At 58.6% G+C, this 23,304-nt stretch carries 26 protein-coding genes; 4 read left to right on the top strand and 22 right to left on the bottom strand.

Annotated features, from left to right (window positions below; genetic code table 11):
• Positions 1 to 11 precede the first annotated feature (11 nt).
• The 8 genes from rplV to proS form a co-directional block, all read right to left on the bottom strand.
• Positions 12 to 347, bottom strand: a complete 336-nt coding sequence (gene rplV / locus KQI82_RS13905) for a 50S ribosomal protein L22 (RefSeq protein ID WP_187333310.1) — start codon at positions 345 to 347, stop codon at positions 12 to 14.
• 20 nt (positions 348 to 367) lie between these two features.
• Complete coding sequence (gene rpsS / locus KQI82_RS13910; protein ID WP_187333309.1) at positions 368 to 631, bottom strand: 30S ribosomal protein S19; 264 nt, start codon at positions 629 to 631, stop codon at positions 368 to 370.
• Between the two features lie 15 nt (positions 632 to 646).
• Positions 647 to 1,483 carry a 50S ribosomal protein L2 gene (rplB, locus tag KQI82_RS13915; RefSeq protein WP_216633300.1) on the bottom strand — a complete coding sequence of 279 codons (837 nt, stop codon included), beginning with the start codon at positions 1,481 to 1,483 and terminating at the stop codon, positions 647 to 649.
• 37 nt (positions 1,484 to 1,520) lie between these two features.
• Complete coding sequence (rplW, locus tag KQI82_RS13920; RefSeq protein ID WP_216633301.1) at positions 1,521 to 1,817, bottom strand: 50S ribosomal protein L23; 297 nt, start codon at positions 1,815 to 1,817, stop codon at positions 1,521 to 1,523.
• Positions 1,817 to 2,440 (bottom strand): 50S ribosomal protein L4, encoded by a 624-nt coding sequence (gene rplD, locus KQI82_RS13925; protein ID WP_216633302.1) that lies wholly within the window; start codon positions 2,438 to 2,440, stop codon positions 1,817 to 1,819. Before rplD ends, rplW begins: the two co-directional genes overlap by 1 nt.
• Before the next feature lie 19 nt (positions 2,441 to 2,459).
• A complete protein-coding gene (rplC, locus tag KQI82_RS13930) occupies positions 2,460 to 3,179 on the bottom strand; it encodes a 50S ribosomal protein L3 (RefSeq protein WP_216633303.1) in 720 nt (239 codons plus the stop codon).
• 155 nt (positions 3,180 to 3,334) lie between these two features.
• On the bottom strand, positions 3,335 to 3,649 hold the full coding sequence (gene rpsJ / locus KQI82_RS13935) for a 30S ribosomal protein S10 (protein ID WP_187333304.1): 315 nt from the start codon (positions 3,647 to 3,649) through the stop codon (positions 3,335 to 3,337).
• Positions 3,650 to 4,073: 424 nt separating this feature from the next.
• Positions 4,074 to 5,507: a proline--tRNA ligase gene (proS, locus tag KQI82_RS13940; RefSeq protein WP_216633304.1), complete on the bottom strand. Its 1,434-nt coding sequence runs from the start codon at positions 5,505 to 5,507 to the stop codon at positions 4,074 to 4,076.
• 267 nt (positions 5,508 to 5,774) lie between these two features.
• Here proS and KQI82_RS13945 point away from each other — a divergent pair, with 267 nt between their 5' ends.
• Positions 5,775 to 6,551 carry an NYN domain-containing protein gene (locus KQI82_RS13945; protein WP_216633305.1) on the top strand — a complete coding sequence of 259 codons (777 nt, stop codon included), beginning with the start codon at positions 5,775 to 5,777 and terminating at the stop codon, positions 6,549 to 6,551.
• A 153-nt stretch (positions 6,552 to 6,704) separates the two neighbouring features.
• Here KQI82_RS13945 and KQI82_RS13950 read toward each other — a convergent pair whose 3' ends face one another.
• The 4 genes from KQI82_RS13950 to KQI82_RS13965 are packed head-to-tail and all read right to left on the bottom strand — an operon-like array spanning position 6,705 to position 10,075.
• A complete protein-coding gene (locus tag KQI82_RS13950; protein WP_216633306.1) occupies positions 6,705 to 7,700 on the bottom strand; it encodes an asparaginase in 996 nt (331 codons plus the stop codon).
• Positions 7,701 to 7,710: 10 nt separating this feature from the next.
• Positions 7,711 to 8,805: a metallophosphoesterase family protein gene (locus KQI82_RS13955; protein WP_216633307.1), complete on the bottom strand. Its 1,095-nt coding sequence runs from the start codon at positions 8,803 to 8,805 to the stop codon at positions 7,711 to 7,713.
• Positions 8,806 to 8,807: 2 nt separating this feature from the next.
• The gene (locus KQI82_RS13960) at positions 8,808 to 9,287 is read right to left on the bottom strand and encodes a YbaK/EbsC family protein (RefSeq protein WP_216633308.1); all 480 of its coding nucleotides are present in this window, start codon (positions 9,285 to 9,287) and stop codon (positions 8,808 to 8,810) included.
• Positions 9,288 to 9,301: 14 nt separating this feature from the next.
• A complete protein-coding gene (locus KQI82_RS13965) occupies positions 9,302 to 10,075 on the bottom strand; it encodes a TIGR00282 family metallophosphoesterase (protein WP_216633309.1) in 774 nt (257 codons plus the stop codon).
• A 215-nt stretch (positions 10,076 to 10,290) separates the two neighbouring features.
• Here KQI82_RS13965 and KQI82_RS13970 point away from each other — a divergent pair, with 215 nt between their 5' ends.
• The gene (locus KQI82_RS13970; protein ID WP_216633310.1) at positions 10,291 to 10,698 is read left to right on the top strand and encodes a hypothetical protein; all 408 of its coding nucleotides are present in this window, start codon (positions 10,291 to 10,293) and stop codon (positions 10,696 to 10,698) included.
• A gap of 44 nt (positions 10,699 to 10,742) precedes the next feature.
• Here the strand turns inward: KQI82_RS13970 and rny are convergent, their stop codons facing one another.
• Entirely contained in the window at positions 10,743 to 12,290 is a 1,548-nt protein-coding gene (gene rny, locus KQI82_RS13975; RefSeq protein WP_216633311.1) for a ribonuclease Y, read from the bottom strand.
• 177 nt (positions 12,291 to 12,467) lie between these two features.
• Complete coding sequence (locus KQI82_RS13980; RefSeq protein ID WP_216633312.1) at positions 12,468 to 13,211, bottom strand: N-acetylmuramoyl-L-alanine amidase; 744 nt, start codon at positions 13,209 to 13,211, stop codon at positions 12,468 to 12,470.
• Between the two features lie 119 nt (positions 13,212 to 13,330).
• Between KQI82_RS13980 and KQI82_RS13985 the strand changes: the two genes are divergently transcribed.
• Entirely contained in the window at positions 13,331 to 14,560 is a 1,230-nt protein-coding gene (locus KQI82_RS13985; protein ID WP_216633725.1) for a class I SAM-dependent rRNA methyltransferase, read from the top strand.
• Positions 14,561 to 14,621: 61 nt separating this feature from the next.
• On the opposite strand, the gene KQI82_RS13990 is transcribed toward KQI82_RS13985, so the two are convergent.
• The 6 genes from KQI82_RS13990 to KQI82_RS14010 all read right to left on the bottom strand — a co-directional run bounded on the left by KQI82_RS13990 (position 14,622) and on the right by KQI82_RS14010 (position 21,599).
• The gene (locus KQI82_RS13990) at positions 14,622 to 16,604 is read right to left on the bottom strand and encodes a TRAP transporter permease (RefSeq protein ID WP_338148986.1); all 1,983 of its coding nucleotides are present in this window, start codon (positions 16,602 to 16,604) and stop codon (positions 14,622 to 14,624) included.
• Between the two features lie 28 nt (positions 16,605 to 16,632).
• Positions 16,633 to 17,130 (bottom strand): DUF1850 domain-containing protein, encoded by a 498-nt coding sequence (locus KQI82_RS13995; RefSeq protein ID WP_216633313.1) that lies wholly within the window; start codon positions 17,128 to 17,130, stop codon positions 16,633 to 16,635.
• On the bottom strand, positions 17,131 to 18,162 hold the full coding sequence (locus tag KQI82_RS14000; protein WP_216633314.1) for a TAXI family TRAP transporter solute-binding subunit: 1,032 nt from the start codon (positions 18,160 to 18,162) through the stop codon (positions 17,131 to 17,133).
• A gap of 267 nt (positions 18,163 to 18,429) precedes the next feature.
• Positions 18,430 to 18,561: a hypothetical protein gene (locus tag KQI82_RS15810; protein WP_277602929.1), complete on the bottom strand. Its 132-nt coding sequence runs from the start codon at positions 18,559 to 18,561 to the stop codon at positions 18,430 to 18,432.
• 38 nt (positions 18,562 to 18,599) lie between these two features.
• Positions 18,600 to 20,387, bottom strand: a complete 1,788-nt coding sequence (gene thrS, locus KQI82_RS14005; protein WP_216633315.1) for a threonine--tRNA ligase — start codon at positions 20,385 to 20,387, stop codon at positions 18,600 to 18,602.
• A 537-nt stretch (positions 20,388 to 20,924) separates the two neighbouring features.
• Entirely contained in the window at positions 20,925 to 21,599 is a 675-nt protein-coding gene (locus tag KQI82_RS14010; protein WP_216633316.1) for a heparan-alpha-glucosaminide N-acetyltransferase domain-containing protein, read from the bottom strand.
• Positions 21,600 to 21,717: 118 nt separating this feature from the next.
• Between KQI82_RS14010 and KQI82_RS14015 the strand changes: the two genes are divergently transcribed.
• On the top strand, positions 21,718 to 22,605 hold the full coding sequence (locus KQI82_RS14015) for a LysR family transcriptional regulator (protein WP_216633317.1): 888 nt from the start codon (positions 21,718 to 21,720) through the stop codon (positions 22,603 to 22,605).
• Between the two features lie 36 nt (positions 22,606 to 22,641).
• Here KQI82_RS14015 and KQI82_RS14020 read toward each other — a convergent pair whose 3' ends face one another.
• Positions 22,642 to 22,968 (bottom strand): hypothetical protein, encoded by a 327-nt coding sequence (locus tag KQI82_RS14020; protein ID WP_216633318.1) that lies wholly within the window; start codon positions 22,966 to 22,968, stop codon positions 22,642 to 22,644.
• Between the two features lies 1 nt (position 22,969).
• Complete coding sequence (locus KQI82_RS14025; RefSeq protein ID WP_216633319.1) at positions 22,970 to 23,263, bottom strand: DUF2089 family protein; 294 nt, start codon at positions 23,261 to 23,263, stop codon at positions 22,970 to 22,972.
• Positions 23,264 to 23,304: the final 41 nt, after the last annotated feature.

The raw sequence follows: 23,304 nt of genomic DNA on the forward strand, positions 1-23,304 counted from the left end.
CCTCCTCCCTCTTATGCCTTTTCCGCCACAGCAAGGGTGACGTGAGAAGTTCTCTTGTTGATGCGGTACGCTCTGCCCTGGGCCCGGGGCATCATCCGCTTCAGGATGGGGCCGGGGGTGGCGAACACTTCGCTGACGTAGAGCTTGGCGGGGTCCATGCCGAAGTTGTTTTCGGCGTTGGCGGCGGCGCTCTTGAGGAGCTTCATCAGAGGCTCGGACGCAGCCTTGGGGGTCTGCATCAGAATCGCCATCGCGGTACCCACATCCTTGCCGCGGATCAGATCGCAGACAATCTGAACCTTGCGGGGAGAGATGCGGATATATCTCAGATAAGCCTTGGCTTCCATATTATTCTGCATCCTCCTTCTTATTTGTCTTTCGCGTGGCCACGGAAGGTGCGGGTGGGAGCGAACTCACCCAGCTTGTGGCCCACCATGTCCTCCTGAATATAGACGGGGACATGCTTGCGGCCGTCGTGGACGGCGATGGTGTGACCGACGAAGGAGGGGAAGATGGTGGAGCTGCGGCTCCAGGTCTTCAGGACCTTCTTCTCGTTGTTCTTGTTCATCTCATCGACCCGCTTGAGGAGCTCAGGGGCAACATACGGGCCTTTTTTAATGGATCTGCTCATACTTTCTTGCCTCCCTTACTTCTCATTCCGACGCTTCACAATGAACTTGTTGGTCGGATTCTTACCCTTGCGGGTCTTATAGCCCAGAGCGGGCTTACCCCAAGGAGTAACAGGGCCGCTGCGGCCGATGGGGGCGCGGCCCTCGCCGCCGCCGTGGGGGTGGTCGCAGGGGTTCATGACGCTGCCGCGGACGGTGGGACGCCAGCCCATGTGACGCTTGCGGCCGGCCTTGCCGATGTTGATATTCTCGTGCTCGATGTTGCCCACCTGCCCGATGGTGGCCAGGCAGTTGGTACGCACCACCCGCACCTCGCCGGAAGGCATGCGGATCTGGGCGTCCTTGCCCTCCTTGGCCATCAGCTGGGCGGCGGTGCCGGCGGAGCGCACCAGCTGGGCGCCGTTGCCGGGATGGAGCTCGATGTTGTGGATCACGGTGCCCACGGGGATTCTCTCGATGGGCAGGCAGTTGCCCACCTTGATGTCGGCCTCGGCGGAGGAAATCACCTTGTCGCCGGGGTTCAGACCAACGGGGGCCAGAATGTAGCGCTTCTCGCCGTCGGCATACTGAACCAGGGCGATATTGGCGCTGCGGTTGGGATCGTACTCCAGGCGGACGACGGTGGCTTCCATGTCCTTCTTGTCGCGCTTGAAGTCGATGATACGGTACTTGCGCTTATTGCCGCCGCCGCGGTGGCGGACGGTGATCCTGCCGTAGCTGTTGCGGCCGGCGTTCTTCTTCAGAGACTCGGTGAGGCTGGGCTCCGGCTTGGCGTGCTTGTCAATGCCGTCGAACCCGGAGACCGTCATTTGTCTTCTGGAAGGTGTCGTCGGCTTGAAAGTTTTAATAGACATTCGCTTAACACTCCTTCAGTTAGATCGGGTTACGGTCTTACACCATTCCCTCAAAGAATTCAATGGTCTTGGAATCATCGCTCAGCTGCACATAGGCCTTCTTCCAGGTCTTGGTCATGCCGGGGCGGCCCGCGCCCATGCGCTTCTCCTTGCCGCGGACGATCAGGGTGTTGACGGAAACGACCTTCACGCCGAAGATTTTTTCCACAGCGTCCTTAATCTCAATCTTACCCGCGTTTTTAGCCACCTCAAAGACGTACTTCTTGTCGGCAGCGCCGGCCATGGCACGCTCGGTGATGATGGGGCGGATGATGATGTCATACGTGTTAGCCATTATGCGTACACCTCCTCGATTTTTGCGAGGGCTTCCTGATCCAGCACCAGATACTTGGCGTTCAGGAGGTCATAGACACTGAGGATGGTGGCGGTGGTGGTCTGGACGCCGGGGATGTTCCGGGCGCTCTTCACCACGTTTTCCCGCACCTCGGGAGTCACCACAACCGCTTTGCCGTCGCACTTGACGGCGCTCAGGAAATTCCGGAAGTCCTTGGTCTTGATGGAATCCATCGCAATACGGTCGATCACGATCAGCTCGCCGTCGGCGGCCTTGGCGGACAGCACGGACTTCAGAGCCAGACGCTTGACCTTCTTGTTCAGGACATAGGAATAGCTGCGGGGCTTGGGGGCAAACACAATGCCGCCGTGGGTCCACTGGGGGGCACGGGTGCTGCCCTGGCGGGCGTGACCGGTGCCCTTCTGGCGCCAGGGCTTCTTGCCGCCGCCGGAGACCTCGGCCCGGGTCAGGGCGCTCTGGGTACCCTGTCTGCAGTTGGCAAGGTGGTTTTTCACAACTTCATGAACGACAACTTCATTGGGCTCGATGCCGAAAATGGAGTCGTTCAGCTCAACAGTGCCGACTTCCGCGCCGGCCATGTTCAATACTTTCATAGTAGCCATTTCTTAAGCACCCCTTTCCTTACTTGTTCTTGGCAGAGGCCTTCTGGGGATTACGGCCGGACGCCTTCTGCGGGTTGTTGCTGATGCCGCTCTCCACGTTCTTGACGCGGTGGGTCTTGACAGTGGACTTGACGGTCACAAGGCCGCCCTTGGGGCCGGGAATGGCGCCGCGGACAACGATCATATTCAGCTCCGGATCCACCTTCACGATGTCCAGGTTCTGGACCGTGACCTGCTCAACGCCCATGTGGCCGGCGCCGATCTTGCCCTTGAAGATACGGGAGGGATCGGTGGTGGAGCCCATGGAGCCGGCGTGACGGTGAACGGGGCCGCCGCCGTGGGTGGTGGGGGTGCGGCCCGCGTTCCAGCGCTTGATGACGCCGGCGTAGCCCTTACCCTTGCTGGTGCCGGTGATGTCCACGAAATCGCCGGCCTTGAACGCGTCGGCCTTGACGATATCGCCCACGTTCAGCTCGGCGGCGTTCTCCAGGTCAAACTCCCGCAGGTGCTTCTTGGGGGCGACGCCAGCCTTGTTCAGATGGCCCATCTCAGGCTTGGTGAGCTTGCGCTCGGGAATGTCCTCATAACCCAACTGGACAGCGCTGTAGCCGTCCTTCTCGGCGGTCTTCTTCTGCGTCACGACGCAGGGACCGGCCTCGATCACGGTGACCGGGATCACATGGCCGTTTTCATCGAAGACCTGGGTCATACCGACTTTCTTGCCGATGATTGCTTTCATGTATGTTCCTCCTTAAAGGTTATTGGTCGGCTTAGTTGAGCGCTACATTAAATAATGTATTGCATGGCTCATTGCTCTGCCGACTTGACCCCGCCCGTCCCGCAAGTTGACGGACTATGGGTTGAGCAAACGAACTAAACAGGATGAGAGAAGCCTTACAGCTTGATCTCGATCTCCACACCGGCGGGCAGGTCAAGGGCCATCAGGGCCTCGACGGTCTTGGGGGTGGACTTGGTGATGTCGATCAGTCTCTTGTGGGTGCGGCGCTCGAACTGCTCGCGGCTGTCCTTATATTTGTGCACTGCACGCAGGATGGTGACGATCTCCTTCTTGGTGGGCAGGGGGATCGGTCCGGATACCTCGGCGCCGGTGCGCTTGGCGGTCTCCACGATCTTCTCTGCGCTCTGGTCAATGACCTGGTGGTCATAGGCCTTCAGACGAATGCGGATCATTTCTTTCTGTGCTGCCATTTTCAATTCCTCCTGATTTCGTACGGTTTTACTTGACCCTCAGCCGTACGGCGAGAAGCATTTTTTCTATACGCTTATCCGTGCGTATCATTCCGACTCATAAGAAATACCGGCGAGACATGTCGGCCGGTACTGCTCATTGGCGCAGCGATCTACGCAACGTACAGATTCTTCTCAGCCGCCCGATTTTCGGACATACTCCCCGGAAGTTACCGGGCAAACGCCCGCAATCTCCCGGTTCATCGCAGTTTGCGCGGTTTGGGCAGAATCCGCCCACACAGCGCGCTTAACTATAATATAAGAAATCCCCCTTGCTGTCAAGGGGGATTTCTCTATTTTTCATAAATTTTTTTGTATTTTTTCTGCTATATCGGAGAATTTCTCGTTTTTCAGAATACTTCCCGATTATGCGGCGCAAAGCGCATCAATAGGCCACGCCCCAATAGATATCAGTGGTGCAGAGCTTGCCGCACACTGGGCACACGCCCTTGGTGCCGCTTTGGCTCAGCGGCATGCAGCGGGAGGAGACGCCGGCGTCCTCCTTCATCTTCAGCTCGCACTCCAGCTGGCCGCACCACTTGGTCTTCACAAAGCCGCCCCTGGAGTTGACGATGGTCTTGACCTCTTCCAGGGTCTGAGCCTCGCAGGTGTTGTCCTCCAGATTCTTCTTGGCCTGGTCATACATGTTCTGATGGACCTCGTCCAGCAGCCGCCTCACCGTCTCCTCCACCTGGTCAAGAAGCACAAAGGTTTTCTCCCCGGTGTCCCGGCGGGCGATGCAGCACTGGCCCTTCTCCATATCCTTGGGGCCGATCTCCAGCCGCAGGGGTACGCCGCGCATCTCATACTCGGCGGCCTTCCATCCAAAGCTCTGTTCGCTCTCGTCCATCTTCACCCGGAAGCCGGCATTGGCCAGGCGGGAGCGCAGGGCGCCGGCGGCCTCAAGAACGCCGCTCTTGTGCTGGGCCACGGGGATGACCATCACCTGAGTGGGGGCGATGCGGGGCGGCAGGATCAGGCCGTTGTCGTCGCCGTGGGTCATGATGATGCCGCCGATGAGGCGGGTGGACACACCCCAGGAGGTCTGATGGGGATAGGCCTGCTGGTTGTTCTTATCGGTAAAGGTGATGCCGAACGCCCTGGCAAAGCCGTCGCCGAAATAGTGGCTGGTGCCGGCCTGGAGCGCCTTCTTATCGTGCATCATGCACTCCACGGTGTAGGTCTTCTCCGCGCCCTTGAACTTCTCCTTCTCGGTCTTGACGCCCCGAACCACCGGCATGGCCAGCACGTTCTCGCAGAAGTCGGCGTAGCAGTTGAGCATCCGGACGGTCTCCTCCATGGCCTCCTCGGCGGTGGCGTGCATGGTGTGACCCTCCTGCCAGAGGAATTCCCGGTGGCGCAGGAAGGGGCGGCTGGTCTTCTCCCAGCGCAGCACGCTGCACCACTGGTTGTAGAGCTTGGGCAGGTCCCGGTAGGAGTGGATGATGTTGGCATAGTGCTCGCAGAAGAGCGTCTCGGAGGTGGGGCGGATGCACAGCCGCTCCTCTAACTTCTCGCTGCCGCCGTAAGTGACCCAGGCGCACTCGGGGGCAAAGCCCTCCACGTGATCCTTCTCCTTCTGGAGCAGGGACTCCGGAATCAGCATGGGCATATACACGTTCTCGTGACCCAGCTTCTTGAACTCCGCGTCCAGTACGGCCTGCATGTTCTCCCAGATGGCGTAGCCGTAAGGCCGCAGGATGAACATGCCCTTGACGCTGCTGTAATCAATCAGCCCCGCCTTTTTGACGACATCCGTGAACCACTGGGCAAAGTCCACATCCCGGGCGGTGATGGCTTCAACCTGTTTTTTCTCCATAGCTCTCCATTCCTTTACGTTTCCAACATAACTGTGATTATATGGTATTTCACTGATCGTTTATTGTACCGTTTTCCCTGTAAATTGTCAACTGTTTCCGCCTCCCTGACGCCGTCTTCCGCTGGGAGGCGAAGGGTTTTCCCATCCAAATTTGACTTCTTAACAGCCCTTTCTCTTGTTTTTGCTGAAAAAGCGTGATAAGCTAATGGAACCACTGTATGGCATCGGCGTTTTTGACGCAGGATACAGGAAAACGGGGGATCAGGAATGGAAAAAGAACGGAAACTGGCGCTGCTCATCGACGCGGAGAACATTGCCAGCAAATATATCAGCATCATCCTCAACGAGGCCAACAACTTAGGCACCATTATCTACAAGCGGATCTACGGCAACTGGACCTCAAGCAACATGAGCGGCTGGAAAAACGTCATCTTAGACAACTGCATCCAGCCCATCCAGCAATACAGCAATGTCAGCGGGAAAAACTCCTCCGACTCCTCGCTGATCATCGACGCCATGGACCTTTTATACCAGGGCAGGCTGGACGGCTTTTGCATCGTCTCCTCGGACAGCGACTTCACCCGTCTGGCCTCCCGGCTGCGGGAGTCGGAGATGTTCGTGCTGGGCATGGGAGAGCAGAAGACACCCCAGTCCTTCATCTCTGCCTGCAACAAGTTCTCCTATCTGGACCTTTTGTACTCGGACGGCAGCGCCGCCCCGACGCCGCATCAGGCCCCAGCGTCCGGCGCTAAACGGACGGCAAAGAAAAAGGCCGACAAGGACGAGGAGCGCTCCGGCTCCAGCCTGGAGGCCGTAAAACCGGCCCTGCGGGAGCTGGCGGAGGAAAACTCCGACGACGAGGGATGGATTTTCTCCTCCCAGCTGCGGGACCTGCTGGTGAAGAAGTTCCCGGACTTCGACGTGCGCAACTTCAAATATAAGAAGTTCGTTCCCTTCATCGAATCCCTTGGCATCTTTGAGTCCCGCAAGTACTCACCCAAGGAAAATGACACCGGAAAGATCGTCTACTTCCGCCTGAAGTGAATTTCAGCATAAAAACAGCTCTGCTGTTTTTAGAATTCGGCCATTTTCTCACCCTTCAATCTGTGAAAATCCGGCCAAACGGTCCACGTCCTTCAGGGTGTGGGCAGAAAAAGAGACAGCGGTCTGCAGCCGCTGTCTCTTTTTTCCGGTCGATTACGCCCGCCACAGGATGTCGTGGGCCACGGGCATGTAGAACATCCGCTCAATCTCCCGCCGGTCCCGGGTCCGTCCCAAAATCCACATGAGCTTTGCCACCACGGCCTCCGTGGTCATGTCATACGCCTCCAGCACGCCAAGCCGCTCCTTTAGGCTGTGGCCCACATTGTAGACCAGAAGGTCGCTGCCTTCGTTCTGCACCTGGGTGGTCAGCACCACGGTCTTGCCCCGCTCCATGGCGGCGCAGACGCTGCTGTAGAAGTCCGTCCCCTCGTAAGAGGGCAGGCCGCCCACGCCGAAGCTCTCGATGATGACCGCGTCGCTGCGCTGGAGCACATAGTCCAGCAGCTCCCCGTCCGTGCCGGGGATCAGCTTCAAAAGGCTCACCTTCGTGTCCAGCAGGTCGTAGAAGATGGGCGCGGCGCCGCAGTCCTGACGTATGTAGCGCATCAGGCACCCATCCCGCAGCACGCCAAGAAGGGGGTAGTTGATGCTGGAAAAGGCCTGAAAGCTCTTGGAATGGGTCTTTTTGGCCCGGGTCCCTAAGATCACCTTGTTGTTGAACACAATGGATACGCCGGGCAGGTCCTCCGTGGCGCAGCGGAAGCTGTCCGTCAGGTTGATTTTGGAGTCGGTGGAGTCAAAGCCGATGGGCTTCTGGGCCCCGGTGAGGATAATGGGCTTGGGGCTCCCCTGCACCAGATAGCTCAATGCCGCCGCCGTGTAGGCCATGGTGTCCGTGCCGTGGGTGATGACAAAGCCGTCGTAGGCGGCGTAGTGGTCCCGCAGGCACCTGGCCATCAGCCGCCAGTGGCCCGGCGTAATGTTGGTGCTGTCCAGGTTCATCAGCTGGATGCAGTCCACCTCGCAGATTTCAGAAATTGCCGGGATATGCTCAAGCAGCTGCCGGGAGGTGAGCTCCGGCGCCAGACCGTCCTGCGTCACCTCGGAGGCGATGGTTCCACCGGTGCCGATCATCAAAATCTTTTTCATAAGTCCCTCCTCACACCAAATCCCGGCGGTCTATGGCCGCCAGTCCAAAGCGGACCGCCCGGGTCACCGTTTCTCTTTCCTCATCACTTGAGGCTTTGTCCCACTTTTCCCGCAGCTCCCGCAAAAAAAGCCCCCGGAGGGAGTCCTCCTCCGCCCGGGCCCACACATCCTCCCGGATGCGGGTGCGGTCCCGGAGCTCCAGATCGTAAAAGCGGGGACTCAGCGCTTCTTTCAAGGCGTTCAGGTCTATGCCCCGCTCATCGGTCTCACCGGTGAGTGTGATGCGGTATAAATCCCTCTCCGCGGACCGGCGCAGCGATGCCTCCACCGCGGCCGCCGGCTCCCGGTCCGAGACATCCACCGTCAGACTCTCGTAGCGCCGCTGGGCAAAGGGGACAAACCGGAGAGAAACCTCCCCGCCGTCTATCGTCCCGTGATAGAAGCCCTTCTCCCCCAACTCGTCAAATCCGCGTCCCTCCGAGCAGCCGGGATAGGCGCACCAGGTCGCGCCAAGCCGCACCGGTTCGCTGCGCTGGTGGATATGGCCCAAGGCCAGATAAGCAAGGCCGCTCATGGATACCTGCTCATGGGAGATTGGGTTGTAGGGCGATGCGGCGGCGCCCAGGTCGGCGTGGAGCACCATCAGCGGCACGAGGCCGTCCTCCTCCGCGCGAAAGCCCTCCAGAAGCGGCGACGTCTGCTCCGGAGCAGTAAAGGCCGCGCCATAGACCGACACGCCCAACTCCGGCAAAGGCACCTGTTCCACCCGGGGGGAGGAGAAGATATGGACATTGTCCGGCCAGCTTCCCCGGGCATAGGGGCTGGCGGAGCTCCAGAAATCGTGGTTGCCCGGGGCAATGAACACGGGGCAGCCCATATCCCCCAGGGCCCGGGACAGCTGTTCCCAGGTCTCCTGATACACGCTGCCGCTGTCAAAGAGGTCTCCGGAGAGCAGCACCAGATCGATATTGCTGCGCCGCACGTACTCCGCCATGCGGCCCAGGAGCGCCCTGCTCTCCCGGCGGCGCTCCACCGCCCGCTCCGGCGAAAGGCCGGCAAATGGGCTGTCCAGATGGAAGTCCGCCGCGTGAAGGAACTCCACCATCCTCATTCCCCCTGCCAGTTCTTGCACACATCCACCCACTTGACAAAGTTGGAGGAATGGCGCTCCAGCTCCTCCATGGTCATCTCAATGGCGGAGTTGTCGCTGCCCGCGGCCGGAAACACCGTTTCAAACCGCTTCATGGAGACATCTAAGTACACCTCCACGCCCTCGGGCAGGGCGAAGGGGCATACGCCGCCCACGGCGTGGCCGATCCGCTCCGACGCCTCGTCGTGGCCCAGCATGGTGGCCTTTCCGCCAAAGGTATCCTTGTATTTTCGGTTGTCCACCTTGGCGTCTCCGGCCGTCACCACCAGCACCACCCGGTCCCCCAGCCTGAAGCTCAGGGTTTTTGCGATCCGCGCGCCCTCCACGCCCACGGCAAGGGCCGCCAGCTCCACCGTGGCGCTGGACACGTCGAACTCCCGGATGCGTTCCTCAAGGCCCCGCTCTTTCATATAAGCGCGCACTTTTTCAATAGACATTGCGATCCCCTCTTTTATCTGATGTCGATCCGCTCCACCGCGGTGCAAAGTCCGCTTGTACTGTCCAGGGTAAAAATGGCGCCCTGGAGCTTGCATTCGCCGGAGGCCACCTGGTATCTGCCGGGCAGGCCGCCCAAAAAGGTCTCCACCGACTGCTCCGGCCGGATGCCCAGCACCGACTCCACCGGTCCGGTCATCCCCAGGTCCGTCAGGTATCCGGTGCCCTTTGGGAAGACACGCTCATCCGCCGTGGGAACATGGGTGTGGGTCCCCCACAGCGCCGAAACCCGCCCGTCCAGATAATAGGCCATGGCTATCTTTTCACTGGTGGCCTCTGCGTGGAAATCCACCAGAGTAAAGGTGGTCTTCTCCCCTTTCAAAATCCGGTCCATGGTAAAAAAGGGGTTGTCCGCGTGAAAGTCCAGCCCGCAGCGGCCGATCAGGTTTACCACACGGAAGGTGGCGGCCCCCAAATCCCAGATCGCCTCCCCCTTTCCCGGCGCCCGGCCGGTGTAGTTGGCGGGCCGGAGCAGGTAGGGGCTGTCCTCCAGATACGATGCGATCTGCGCCTTGCCCCAGGTGTGGTTGCCCAGGGTGATCACGTCCGCGCCGGCGGCAAAGAGGTCGTCCGCCTGGTCCGGCGTCAGCCCCACGCCGGCGGCATTTTCCCCGTTCACCACGGTGAAGGCGATTTCCTTCCATTTTTTCAGGGCGCGGAGGTGGCATCGCAAATGGCGGATGCCGGCCTCCCCCACCACATCTCCCACAGCAAGCACGTGATACTCCATGCGGTTCCTCTTTCCCAAGCTCCCAGGGGAGCTGTCGTTTTACAAAACCGTCCCCTGCAATCAAGGGCCGTACCCTGTATTATACCCAGACCTTGTCCGGAATGCAAGACGGCTCGTCACTATCGCTCTTTCTCCTTTTCCACAGCAAACTGAAAACCTTGCAATCCGCCGTCCCAAATGATACGATATCCATATCACCATGTCAGGAGAGTTTTATGGAGGCATTCTATACGGCCATACGGCGTCACAGACGGCTGAACTTCATTTTGGCTGGCTGCTTCTCGATTCTCATCGGATGCTGCACATTTCCCATCCTCCCCCTGACGGGGGAATGGCCCTCTTTTTTGCCCGTCAATCTTTTGATTGCATGCGCCGCATATTACGAGATTGGAAACTGGCTGGGCGCTTTATTCGACCGTGTTTCCATTCTCCCTATTGTCTTTCTCAATCTTGGGCTGGCTGGGCTTGGTGTGGGATGCCGGTTTCTGCTGGAGTTCGGCGAGATATCCAATGTCTGTAACTTCACCTGGCCCAATGTGTCGCTTCATCTACTGGTATCCTCTCTCTACCCCTTGGTCCTCTGCTTCTGGACTGCGGCGCACAGACCGTATCATACAAAATAGAGACAAAAAGGGAGCGGGACGCAGATGCGTTCCGCTCCTCTTTGCTATTTTGCGTACTCCACCACTTTGGTTTCCCGCAGCACGTGGACTTTGATCTGGCCGGGATACTCCATCTCGCTTTCGATCTTCTTGGCAAGATCTCTTGCCAGGATGACCATCTGGTCCTCAGAGACCTGCTCCGGCTTCACCATCACGCGGACCTCGCGGCCGGCCTGGATAGCAAAGGCCTTATCCACACCGGGATAGTTCCCGGTGATCTCCTCCAGCTGCTCCAGGCGCTTGATGTAGTTCTCCAGATTCTCGCGCCGGGCGCCGGGCCGGGCGGCGGAGATGGCGTCTGCCGCCTGCACCAGGCAGGCAACCAGCGTCTTGCACTCCACATCGCCGTGGTGGGCCTGGATGGCATGGATAATCTCTTCTTTTTCCCTGTACTTCCGGGCGAACTCCACGCCCAGTGCCACATGGGTCCCCTCCATCTCATGGTCCACGGACTTGCCCAGGTCGTGGAGCAGGCCCGCCCGCTTTGCGGCGGTGACATCGGCGCCAAGCTCGGCGGCCATCAGGCCAGCTAACTGGGATACCTCAATGGAGTGCTGCAGCACGTTCTGGCCGTAGCTGGTCCGGTAGTGGAGCCGGCCCAGCATCTTTACCAGCTCCGGATGCAATCCGCGGACGCCGGTCTCGAAGGTGGCGCGTTCGCCCTCGGCCTTGATGGTGGCCTCCACCTCGCGCTTGGCCTTTTCCACCATCTCTTCAATGTGAGTGGGATGGATGCGCCCGTCGGCGATTAACTTTTCCAATGCCAGCCGCGCAATCTCCCGGCGGACCGGCTCAAAGCAGGAAACCGTAATGGCCTCCGGCGTATCGTCGATAATCAGGTCGACGCCCGTCAGCGTCTCTATGGTGCGGATGTTGCGGCCTTCGCGGCCAATGATGCGGCCCTTCATCTCGTCATTGGGCAGGGGAACCACACTGACGGTAATCTCGGCCACATGATCCGCGGCGCACCGCTGGATCGCAGTTGCAACAATTTCGCGGGCCTTCTGGTCCGCCTCGTCCTTGGCACGGGTCTCGATCTCCTTGATCTTCATGGCGGCCTCGTGGGTGACTTCGGTCTCCACCTGAGCAATCAGGTACTTTTTCGCTTCCTCCGCGGTAAAGCCGGAAATGCGTTCCAGCATCTCCGTCTGACTGCGTTTGATGATTTGAATCTGCTCGTTTTCCTTGTCCAGCGCCTCATGCTTTTGCTGAAGCTGCTCTTCCTTTTTCTCTATTGCGTCGGTCTTCTTATCCAGGTTCTCCTCTTTCTGCTGAAGACGATGCTCCTGGCGCTGCAGGTCGTTTCTGCGCTCTTTGACTTCCTTCTCATACTCGCTGCGATTTTTTAAAATCTCCTCTTTCGCTTCCAGCAAAGCTTCCCGCTTTTTGCCCTCCGCGCTCTTGATCGCTTCGTTGATGATCCGTTTTCCTTCTTCTTCCGCGCTCGAGATTTCCTTTTCAGAGACGTTTTTCCGATAGCGAATGCCGAGAGGGAAGCCAATCACACAGCCGACCACCAGCGCGATTACGCCAATGATCACTTCCGGTATCACGATTGGTTCTTCCTCCTTGTATCATATGAATTATGCGAACAGTAGGCTTGCGCCCTTTGATAGATACCATTGAAAGATACCCCTATATCTTTCAGCAATAATCCTATCTAATTTTAATCGTTTCCGCCTTCACTGTCAAGGGAAATCCCAATTTTACTGTAAGTCTCTGGAAGCTCCTCAGCTCAGCTGGATATAATCTCCCGAGGCATAGCCCACCAGGTCTCCGTAGTGAACCACATACCAGCCCTGCCACTGGCCGTAAACGGTGACCGCGCTTCCATTGGGCATATTGGCGATCACCGTGCCGTAGGTGGAGGGGTAGCTCCGCAGCGTCAGCGTCCCGTAGCTCACCCGCACTGTGCCGGCGCGGGGCTCCATGGGATAGATGAAGGGCAGGCCGAAGTACTCCGTCAGGGACAGCACCAGGTTCTGGGCAATCTCATCCATATTGTTCTCGATCCAATAGGCGTCGCTCCAGTTGTCGTGATATCCCAATTCAAGAAGCACCGCGGGAAACCGGGGCTGGCGCACCTCTCCCAATGTGGTGGTGGCCTGGGTGCGGACCTTGTCGGGCAGGGGATAGATATTGCGCAGGTTGTCAACAAAGATATTGGCCGCCCGCTCCCCATCGGCGCTGCCCGGGTAGTAAAAGGCAATGACCCCGCGCACGGGACTGGCCTCCCCCTGGCCGGAGGCGTTGGAGTGCAGCGCAAGGTAGAAGTCGTAATAGCCTTTGTTCGCCTGGCGGATGGAGGAGGCCGCCGTCATATCCGGTGTATTTCTGTTCCACCGGATGCCGTTGGACAGTAGATAGGGCACCATGGCGTCGGCCAGCAGGTTCATATTGTACTCCTCCGAGCCGCTGCCGGTGATGTAAGGGTTGCTCTCCTGGGTGGATGGGCTCAGGTAGATGATTGGCATACTGGGTTCCTCCCGTCATATCAGTCTCTTTTCAGATGTTTATGTGGAATTCCCATCCTCTATGTGATAAAATCGAAAAAATAGCCGCCGGACAGGCGGCGGAATTTTGGTGATTGGATTTGAAAATAGAACGAAACTTTCCAAGCGTCACGGTGAGCCCCAAGGCGGAAAACGCCATTATCGGAGGGCACCCCTGGGTCTATGGCGAGGAGATTCTCTCCCACAGCGGCGAGGCGCCAAACGGCGCTCTGGTGGACGTGCTCAGCCGGAAGGGCCGGTATCTGGGCACCGGTTTTTTGTCGGAGCAGTCCAAAATCCGGGTGCGGCTCATCTCCCGCAACGCCAACGATACGTTTGACGAAGCGTTCTGGGAGCGGCGGCTGCGCTATGCTTGGGACTACCGCAAGGCGGTGATGCGGCCGGAGGACCTCTCCTGCTGCCGCATCATTTTCGGAGAGGCGGACACCTTCCCGGGGCTGACGGTGGACCGCTTTGGTCCCCTCCTGGTGACGCAGGTGCTGTCGCTGGGGATGGAGCTGCGCAAGGACCTGATCTTCCGTCTGCTGGTCAAGCTCCTGCGGGAGGACGGAGAACAGATCGACGGGCTTTTTGAGCGCAACGACGTTCCCATTCGGGAGCTTGAGGGACTGAAGCAGGGCAAGGGCTGGTACCTCCCGGCAGGTGAAACGCCTCCCGCGTCGCCGGTGGTGGAGATCGTGGAAAATGGCATCCGCTACGCCGTGGACGTGGAAAACGGACAGAAGACCGGCTTTTTCCTGGATCAGAAGGACAACCGGGCGGCGGTAAGCCGGCTGGCCAAAGGCCGCACGGTGCTGGACTGCTTCACCCACACCGGCTCCTTTGCCCTCAACGCCGCCAGGGGCGGCGCGGCCCACGTCACCGCCGTGGATGTGTCTGATAGCGCCATTGCCATGGCCCGGGAGAATGCCCGGCGCAACAGCCTGGAGGAGCGGATGGATTTTCAGACAGCCGATGTTTTTGACCTCCTCCCTGAACTGGAGTCCAAACCCCGCCTCTATGACTTTATCATTCTGGATCCGCCGGCCTTCACCAAAAGCCGCAAAACCCTCCGCAACGCCATGGCCGGTTATAAGGAGATCAACTACCGGGCCATGCGGCTGCTGCCCCGGGGCGGATATCTGGCCACCTGCTCCTGCTCCCACTTTGCAACCGAGGAGCTCTTTTGCCGGATGCTGCGCCAGGCGGCCCACGACGCCGGTGTGCAGCTGCGCCAGATCGAGGCGCGCCAGCAGTGCCGCGACCACCCCATCCTCTGGGGCGTGGAGGAAACCAGCTACCTCAAGTTCTATCTCTTTCAGGTGGTGTAGCCAAGTTCACGAAAAAGGAGACCCGCGGAACATTCCGCGGGTCTCCTAAAATTTATGGAGGCTACCTGGCCAGCTGGCCCTCTCTTTTTGCGCTCATGCGCTGATAGAGAATGATGCCGCCCACCAACACCAGGCCGACGACGTCGGTGACGATTCCGGGATACAGAAGCGTCAGACCGCCCACGATGGCCACAATCCGAAGCAGCCAGGGCACTTTTTTATAGATGAATCCCTCCGTGCCCAGCGCCACGCCGAAGATACCAAGAAGCGAGGTCAGGATGATCAGCACCACCTCATACCAATGGGTTTCAATGAACAGCATGGCCGGATTGAGCGCAAAGACATAGGGGACAATGAACGCGGCGATGGCCAGCTTGGAGGCATTCAGCGCCGTCTTCATGGGCTTGGACTTTGCAATGGCCGATCCGGCATAGGCTGCCAGCGCCACGGGAGGCGTGATATCCGCCACGATGCCGAAATAGAATACGAACATGTGGGCAGCCAGGGTGGGGACGCCCATTTTGATCAGGATAGGCGCGCAGGTGGTGGCCATGATGACATAGTTCGCGGTGGTGGGAACGCCCATGCCCAGGATGATGCAGGTCACCATGGTCAGCAGCAGCGCCACAATCAGATACCCGCCGGAGGCATTGACGATCAGGGTGATGAGCTTGGTGCCGATGCCGGTGGTGGTGATGACGCAGGCGATGATACCGGCCACCGCGCAGGCAATGCCCACAGTCAGGGTGCTCTTGGCGCCGTTTTCCAGCGCGTCCAGGAAACGGCTCAGGTTCAGCCGGGTCTCCTTGCGGAACATGCTGACAACAATGGCAAGAACCGTTGCAAGAACGGCCGCCATGGCCATGGTGCGGGTGATGATCAGATACACCAGCAGCAAAAGAGGAAGCAGCAGGTAGCCCTGGGCTACAATCAGCCTGCCGAACTGAGGCAGCTGGTCCCGGGGCAGTCCCTTCAGACCCAGCTTCTTAGCCTCAAGATGCACGGTGATAAAGATGCCGGCAAAGTACAGCGCCGCGGGCAAAATGGCCCGGACCGCAATGGAACCGTAAGCCACATTGGCGTACTCCACCATCAAAAAGGCGGCGGCGCCCATGATGGGCGGCATAATCTGCCCGCCGGTGGAGGCGGCCGCTTCCACCGCTCCCGCAAATTCGCCCTTATAGCCGTTGCTCTTCATCAGGGGGATGGTCACGGCGCCGGTGGTCACGGTGTTGCCCACGGAGGAACCGGACACCATGCCGCACAGGGCGCTGGAGATGACCGCCACCTTGGCCGGGCCGCCGGAGGAGCCGCCGGCGATGGAGTTTGCCAACTGGATGAAGAAATTGGAAATCCCTGTCTTTTCCAAAAATGCGCCGAAGATCACGAAGAGGACTATGAACGTGGAGCAGGCCCGGATTGGCGTTCCGATGACGCCCTCCGTCGTATAGAACAGATTGTAAACATTCAGCGCCAGTGATTTTTGAGTCATCGCATAGATGATGAAGCAGCTGGCCACGACCACAATCGGGATGCCTGTGGCTCGGCGGCAGGCCTCCAGCGTGATGAGCACGCCGATGGCGCCCAGGATCACCTGATAGCTCTCCAGCTTGATGCCCTGCTTGATAATGGCCTGGCAGTTGAAGACGAAGTAGAAATAGGTCCCACCGCCTACAACGCCTAACAGGAGGTCGTACCAGGGGATGTGGTTCGGTTTTTTCTTGCCCTTTTTCGTTGCCGGGAAGATCAGGAAGATCAGGAAGACCAGCCCTCCCACAAAGGAGGCGCGTTCAATGCGGGTCTCCCAGTTGAACACCAGGTTGATCAGGACGCTGTACACCGCAAAGGCCACCATCAGATAGCGCACAATGCTTCGGGGCACGCCCTCCCAGATTCGGACGTTGGATTCACGGTCAAACTTTTCCAGAACCGCCTGGGCCTCCGCCGCTGCCGCATCTTCCGCCCGGAGTTCCTCTTCGGGACTCAGCGGTCTATCCTGTTCGGCGGCCGGCCGGGTATCTTCTTTCTTCTTAAAAATTGACAAGGCTCTCGTACCTCCCGTCTGAAATTCCTTAGAAAGGACGCCATTGTACCGCAAAGGTCACGCTGCTGTTGCGCCCGCACAATGTCCGCAGGCTGACTTCCCTCTCTCCAATCCGCAGGATATGGTCGGACACGGTTCCCACCATATACGTCAGCGGTTCTATCCTGATATTGATGTTTTTTACCTGCATGGAGCCGTCCTCGCCGTAGCTCAGCGTCTCGCCGGGATTGAGCTCCGTCTGTACGCCGGCGCCAAAGGCGAAATAATCTGTCTCCACCACATAGAGGTCGGTTTTGTCCCGCACCTCGTAGATATCCCGCACCGGGGACTTGTTCACAGAGTGGACAAACTCCACGCTGAAGCGGCCCCCCTCCCGTATGGGATATTCCTCATAAATCTGCCCTGTCCTGGAATTTTGGAGAACCAGGTGGTACCCCGGGCTTCCGAACAGGAGGAGCATTGCAGCCGCGGCGACTAAAAGCGCCGCGGCTGCAAACAGTTTCTGAAGTGACTGCGTTCGGCTCACTTACATTGCGCCAACTTCCTTGTAGTACTTCTCAGCACCGGCGTGGAAGGGGATGGAAATGCCGGAGACGCCGGTCTCGGTATTGAGCAGCTCGCCCTTGGAATGGCCCGCGGCGATGTCGCTCTGGTACTCAAACATACCCTTGGTGAACTCATAGATCACATCCTCGGACACGTCGTTCCTTGCAACGATGGTCGCCATGACGGCCACAGTCTGCACGTCATCCGCCACGCAGGAGTAGGTGCCGCCGGGAATGGTGACCGCGGTGTAGAAGCCATAGTCCTTCTGCAGGGCCGCCAGGTGCTCGTCGTCGATGGGCAGCACATTGAAGGTGTAGGTGGAAGAGAGCTCGGTCACAGCGGTGGTCGGCGCGCCGGCGGTGACAAAGGCCGCGTCGATGGTGCCGTTTTTCAGAGAGTCGGCGCTGTCGGCGAAGGACTGGTTGTTGACGGTGATGTCGTCAAAGCTCAGGCCATAGGCGGCCAGAATCTGGCGGGCGTTGAACTCCACGCCGGAACCCGCGTCGCCCACGGAGACCTTCTTGCCCTTGAGCTGGTCGATGGAGGTGATGGAGGAGTTGGCGATCACCTGAACCTCTTCAGGATAGCAGGATGCCACGGCGGAGAAGGAGGTGCAGGCGTCTTCCCCGTCAAACATGTCGGTTCCGGTGTAGGCGTAGTACATCACGTCGTTCTGTACAATGGCCAACTGGTTCTCGCCGGCATCCACCAGCTGGATGTTGGCCTTGGAGGCACCAGTGGAGACCACGGCGATATCCAGCACGCTGCCTAACTTCTCATTGAGCACCTGGGCCAGAACGCCGGAGAATCCGTAGTATGTACCGGAGGTGCCGCCGGTGGCCATGGACAGCGAGGTGGGGGTGCCGGACGCTCCGCCGGAGGATGCGCCGCTGCCGGAGGCGGAACCGGAACCGGAAGCAGCCCCTCCTCCGCCACCGCCGGAGTTACCGCAGCCGGCCAGCAAAGAGGCGACCATGACCAGCGCCAGAATCAGAGACAAAAACTTTTTCATGTTACTTCTCCTTTACCCAAAAAATTTGGAAGCTCAGGATCTTCCCTGGAGCATATTGTAACCCATTTTGTTCCATTTTGCAAGTATCATTTCTCTATTTTGCATTTCTGCATTCTCCTTCGCCCTCCACTTTTCTTCTTTTTGGATATTTTTATTGCAAATATCCCAAATTTATCTCCGCTATATTTTATTTTTTACGACATTTTTTGCAAATATGAAAATCTTGGCACAATTTTTGCTTGACATGATTTTGAATTTTTTATTACATTAACTTGCAATATCAGCTGACTTTCCCTGAATTTTTGCCTGTTTTTGCATATTTTGTACAGTATTTTTGCAAATTATCATTTGCTTTTTGGTCAGTTTGTCTTTTCCTGTATAAAAAAGCAACCCTGCCAAAAGGCAGAGTTGCTTTTTTGCACAAATTCTATATTCTTTTACTTCTTCGCTTTGGTATCTACCACATTTTTCAGCAGCGCGGCAAACTTGGGAAGGCTCATGACGCCTAAATCGCCTTCGGCGCGATGGCGGACCGCCACCTCTCCGTTCTCTACCTCCTTGTCGCCCACCACCAGCATATAGGGCACTTTCTCCAGCTGAGCTTCACGGATCTTCTTGCCGATTTTTTCATTGCGCTCGTCCACTTCCACCCGGAAGCCCTGCTCAGAGAGCTCCTTTTGCAGCTTGACGCTGTACTCGGCAGCCCGGTCGGTGATGGGCAGAATGCGAACCTGCTCCGGCGCCATCCAGGTGGGCAGAGCGCCGGCGTACTCCTCCAGCAGGTAGGCCAGCGTCCGCTCATAGCAGCCAAGGCTGGTCCGGTGAATGATATACGGAATCTTTTTCTGGCCATCCGCATCCACATACTCCATGCCGAACTGCTTGGCCAGCAGCATATCGATCTGGATGGTGACCAGCGTGTCCTCCTTGCCGAAGACGTTCTTGTACTGGATATCCAACTTGGGGCCGTAGAAGGCGGCCTCGTCAATGCCCACGGTGTAGTGGACATCCAGATCATCCAAAATCTGGCCCATGACCCGCTGGGCCTCGTCCCACTGTTCGGCGGTACCCTCGTACTTGTTGTTGGGGTTGGCGGGGTCCCACTGGGAGAAGCGGAAGGTGCACTTGTCCAGCAGTCCCACGGTGCCCAGACAGTACTTGGCCAGGTCCAGGCATCCTTTGAACTCCTCCTCCAGCTGCTCGGGGCGGAGCACCAGATGGCCCTCGGAAATGGTGAACTGGCGGACGCGGATCAGGCCGTGCATCTCACCGGAATCCTCGTTGCGGAAGAGGGTGGAGGTCTCTCCCAGGCGCATGGGCAGATCGCGGTAGCTGCGGCCCCGGTTCAGAAAGACCTGGTACTGGAAGGGACAGGTCATGGGGCGCAGGGCAAAGCACTCCTTGGTGTAATCGTCAGGATCACCCAACACGAACATGCCATCCAGGTAGTGATCCCAGTGGCCGGAGATCTTGTAGAGCTCCCGCTTGGCCATATAGGGGGTCTTGGTCAGAAGGTAGCCCCGCTTTTGCTCCTCGTCCTCCACCCAGCGCTGGAGCGTCTGGATGGTGCGGGCGCCCTTGGGCAGCAGGATGGGCAGGCCCTGGCCGATGACGTCTACGGTGGTGAAATACTCCAGCTCCCGGCCAATCTTGTTGTGGTCCCGCTTGAGCGCCTCCTCCTGCTGCCTGAGGTACTCGTCCAGCTCCTCCTTCTTGGGGAAGGCCACGCCGTAAATGCGCTGGAGCTGCTTGCGGGAGGAGTCGCCCCGCCAGTAGGCGGCGTTGCAGGCGGTGAGCTTGATGGCATTGCCCTTGATGCGGCCGGTGGAGTCCAGGTGAGGGCCCGCGCACAGGTCGGTGAAGTCGCCCTGCTTGTAGAAGCTGATGACCGCGTCCTCAGGCAGGTCGCGGATCAGCTCCACCTTGTACGGCTCGCCCTTTTCCTCCATAAATTTGACAGCCTCTTCCCGGGGCAGCTCAAAGCGCTCCAGCTTCAGCTTCTCCTTGCAGATCTTGCGCATTTCCGCCTCGATCTTCTCCAGGTCCTCGGGGGTGAAGGTCTCCTTGGCGTCCAGGTCGTAGTAAAAGCCGTTGTCGATGCTGGGGCCGATGGCCAGCTTAGTCTCCGGCCAGAGGCGCTTCACCGCCTGGGCCAGGACGTGGGAGCAGGTGTGCCAGTAGGTTTTCCGGTACTGCTCATTTTCAAATGTGTACAGATCAGACATTGCAGTTTCCTCCTTTGCACTGCGGGGCAGGCAAATAAAAATCCCACCCCTGAAACTCAGGGGTGGGATACAAAAGACGTATTCCACGGTTCCACCCTGCTTGCGCTCTTTAAAAGCGCCGCTCGTGTCCTCTGTAACGGGAGGTCCCGTCCCGGTTTACTGAGGTTTCCCCGTTCAGCGGGCGGCTCCAAGGCGGTGGCTGTTCCGACTCCGTCAAGGGCCGCTTCCAGCATCTGCGGCCCCTCTCTGTCGACTTCCCCGGACAGCGTCCTTTTCCAAGCCTTTTCCTATCAATGCACCTTATGTTAGCACGCCTCTCCCCCGCTGTCAAGCGCACATTTCATAAAAATTTGTCCCTGCTCTGTGCATTTTCTCCAGATTCTCTTCGGTCTCCTCCGTGCAAATTTTGCAACCTTTTTGGGGATATACTTTTTATTTTTGGAAGATTTTAAGAATTGACAAACTATTTTTATGAAAATACATGGCGATTTTATAAGACGCCTCCCCGGCCTGCCGCAGCCGGATGAAAGGCCGCTTTTATCTCACCATCAGCCGCAGGGGCACCAGCAGAGCGAAAAACACCGGCTGGTGGAGCAGGTACACCGGAAGCGCCTGACGGCCCAGCCGTGAAAGCGCCGTGGGGCGGAGCTCCGCAAACTGAAAGCGCCGGGCCCAGCCGCCTATCCGCGCGCCGGCAAAGAACAAAAACATCCATGGGACCAGTGGGAAGTAGTCATAGGAGGCCATTCCGGGCCAGGGAAGACCCATCACCCAGAGCAAAGGGCCGCGCAGCGGGGTGGTCTTCAGCCAAAGCAGCGACAAGAAGAAGGCTCCGGCGTGGACCGCCGCCGGCAGGCAATCGGTCCATCTCCCCACCAATGCGTAGAGGAGCATGCATACGGACAGCAGGTGTAAAATGCCGAAATGGATGGGAAATCCGGCGGCCCGGGTCACAGCGGTAAGGGCCATGGCCACGGCCAAAAGCCGGGCGCCCCGGCGGCCGTTGCTCCTTGAAAAGCGGCAGCTCATGCCGGACAGCGCCACAAAAACCCCGGCGAACAGATAGTGTCCCGCCGCAAACAGCGGGTTCCAAAAAAGCCACCGGGGCGCGTCGAAAAGCAGCACCAGGTCGTAGAGCAGGTGGTGAATCACCATCAGCGCCACCGACAGGCCCCGCAGCGCGTCCAGACGGCGCAGCCTCACTTTTCCCACAGCCTTCCCCCCTTTGTAGATGCAATTCAGTATGGCAGGTTTTGGCCAAGTTTAAACCTTGCCTTTTTCGACACGCTCCTTTATAATAAAGCTTGATTTTCACATGAGGAGGTCGGCCATGTCAGTCAAGCTGGAACTCTACCGAATATTCAAAGAGGTGGCGGAGGCCGGAAATATCTCCGTGGCCGCCCGGAACCTCTATATCTCCCAGTCCGCGGTCAGCCAGTCGGTGAAGCAGCTGGAGAACGAGCTGCAGGTGCGGCTCTTTTCCCGCAGTCCCCGGGGCGTGACGCTGACCAGTGAGGGGCAGCTGCTCTACGAGTATGTCCGCAGCGCCATCAGCCTGTTGGAGACCGGTGAGGACAAAATCTCCCAGACCAGGGAGCTTTTGATGGGCGACCTGGTCATCGGAGCCAGCGACACGGTCACCAGCTGGTTTCTGCTGCCCTATCTGGAGTCCTTTCACAAGGAGTATCCGGCCATCCGGCTGCAGATCACCAGCGGCCGGAGCCAGAAGGTGCTTGGACTTCTCAAGTCCGGCAAGGTGGACATCGCCTTTGCCTCCTCCCCCTCCGACCCGGCCAACCTGAGCACCTGGCCCTGCTTCGACACCCATGCGGTGTTCGTGGCCTCGGCCAACTATCCCTGCGACTTTGACCATGTCTACACCCTGGAGGAGATCGCCCGCTTCCCCCTGATCCTGCTGGAGAGAAAGGCCAGCTCCCGGGTGTTTTTGGAGCAGTTCTTCCTGCAGAACGGCCTGTCCCTCCATCCGGAGATTGAGCTCAGTTCCCGGGGCCTGCTCATCAAGCTGGCCCGGATCGGCCTGGGCGTGGCCGGCGTCACCCGGGAATTTGTGCAGCCCGCGCTGGACTCCGGCGCCATCCGGCTGCTGAAGACCAACTTCCAGATCCCCGCCCGCTCCGTGGACATGTGCACGCTGAAGTCCGTGTCCCCCACCGCCGCCGCAGAGCGGTTCATGGCCCTGGTCAAGGCCGGAAACTAATGCAAAAAGCCGCCGGGAGCTTCCCGGCGGCTTCTTTTACAGGTCCTGAATATTCATTTTCTCCACCGCGTCCTTTTTCCGCCGCCTCTCCCGGCAGGCAAAGTAGACGGCCAGCAGGACAAAGGTGGGTATGTTGCTCAGCAGCGCCGTGAACAGCGCCATCAGCGCGGTCTGGAGGGGGCTTTCCCCGGGCATCAGGTTCAGCAGGTACACCAGCGACCACAAAAAGCTTATGCCCGGCAGGATCAACCCCGGCCACCTGCTCTCCCGCCTGGACAAAAACACCTGAAGCAGGATGACGCCCGCCCCAAACACAAGCAAAAATACGAGGACAACCCACATCATCCTTGTTGCAATTTCCATATCACGCATCCTCCTTTGTCCTGCGGTATTCCGTTACCAGCAGCTTGGCCGTGTCGAAATCCAGCCTGTCATCCACCGCCAGCCGCTTGACCAGGGCCACATAGGGCTCCTCCTCCGCCTGCTCGCTCAGGTGGATCTTCTGGATCAGCCGGTCCAGCCGCAGCCGCACGGTAGGATAGGTGACGCCATAGAGCGACGCCATCTCCTTCAGGGACCCTGAGCTGAGAATAAATTTTTTGATAAACGTCAGATCCTCGTCCTCCAGGTTTGTCATCCAATCGGGCAGCAGCTCCATTCGTTCACCCTCTTTCATAATATTAAATATACCCTTTAATT

The organism is Dysosmobacter acutus (assembly GCF_018919205.1).
GTDB lineage: Bacteria > Bacillota > Clostridia > Oscillospirales > Oscillospiraceae > Oscillibacter > Oscillibacter acutus.

What these genes read in the sequence shown, in the direction of transcription:
- KQI82_RS13955 (WP_216633307.1), bottom strand. Translation starts at nt 8,805, where the DNA reads ATGGTGGAGTTCCTTCACGCGGCGGACTTCCATCTGGACAGCCCATTT.
- rplD (WP_216633302.1), bottom strand. Translation starts at nt 2,440, where the DNA reads ATGGCTACTATGAAAGTATTGAACATGGCCGGCGCGGAAGTCGGCACT.
- rplV (WP_187333310.1), bottom strand. Translation starts at nt 347, where the DNA reads ATGGAAGCCAAGGCTTATCTGAGATATATCCGCATCTCTCCCCGCAAG.
- rplC (WP_216633303.1), bottom strand. Translation starts at nt 3,179, where the DNA reads ATGAAAGCAATCATCGGCAAGAAAGTCGGTATGACCCAGGTCTTCGAT.
- rpsJ (WP_187333304.1), bottom strand. Translation starts at nt 3,649, where the DNA reads ATGGCAGCACAGAAAGAAATGATCCGCATTCGTCTGAAGGCCTATGAC.
- rplB (WP_216633300.1), bottom strand. Translation starts at nt 1,483, where the DNA reads ATGTCTATTAAAACTTTCAAGCCGACGACACCTTCCAGAAGACAAATG.
- KQI82_RS13970 (WP_216633310.1), top strand. Translation starts at nt 10,291, where the DNA reads ATGGAGGCATTCTATACGGCCATACGGCGTCACAGACGGCTGAACTTC.
- KQI82_RS13950 (WP_216633306.1), bottom strand. Translation starts at nt 7,700, where the DNA reads ATGAAAAAGATTTTGATGATCGGCACCGGTGGAACCATCGCCTCCGAG.
- KQI82_RS14025 (WP_216633319.1), bottom strand. Translation starts at nt 23,263, where the DNA reads ATGGAGCTGCTGCCCGATTGGATGACAAACCTGGAGGACGAGGATCTG.
- KQI82_RS13945 (WP_216633305.1), top strand. Translation starts at nt 5,775, where the DNA reads ATGGAAAAAGAACGGAAACTGGCGCTGCTCATCGACGCGGAGAACATT.
- thrS (WP_216633315.1), bottom strand. Translation starts at nt 20,387, where the DNA reads ATGTCTGATCTGTACACATTTGAAAATGAGCAGTACCGGAAAACCTAC.
- rpsS (WP_187333309.1), bottom strand. Translation starts at nt 631, where the DNA reads ATGAGCAGATCCATTAAAAAAGGCCCGTATGTTGCCCCTGAGCTCCTC.
- KQI82_RS13960 (WP_216633308.1), bottom strand. Translation starts at nt 9,287, where the DNA reads ATGTCTATTGAAAAAGTGCGCGCTTATATGAAAGAGCGGGGCCTTGAG.
- KQI82_RS14015 (WP_216633317.1), top strand. Translation starts at nt 21,718, where the DNA reads ATGTCAGTCAAGCTGGAACTCTACCGAATATTCAAAGAGGTGGCGGAG.
- KQI82_RS13965 (WP_216633309.1), bottom strand. Translation starts at nt 10,075, where the DNA reads ATGGAGTATCACGTGCTTGCTGTGGGAGATGTGGTGGGGGAGGCCGGC.
- proS (WP_216633304.1), bottom strand. Translation starts at nt 5,507, where the DNA reads ATGGAGAAAAAACAGGTTGAAGCCATCACCGCCCGGGATGTGGACTTT.
- KQI82_RS13980 (WP_216633312.1), bottom strand. Translation starts at nt 13,211, where the DNA reads ATGCCAATCATCTACCTGAGCCCATCCACCCAGGAGAGCAACCCTTAC.
- rplW (WP_216633301.1), bottom strand. Translation starts at nt 1,817, where the DNA reads ATGGCTAACACGTATGACATCATCATCCGCCCCATCATCACCGAGCGT.
- KQI82_RS14020 (WP_216633318.1), bottom strand. Translation starts at nt 22,968, where the DNA reads ATGGAAATTGCAACAAGGATGATGTGGGTTGTCCTCGTATTTTTGCTT.
- KQI82_RS14000 (WP_216633314.1), bottom strand. Translation starts at nt 18,162, where the DNA reads ATGAAAAAGTTTTTGTCTCTGATTCTGGCGCTGGTCATGGTCGCCTCT.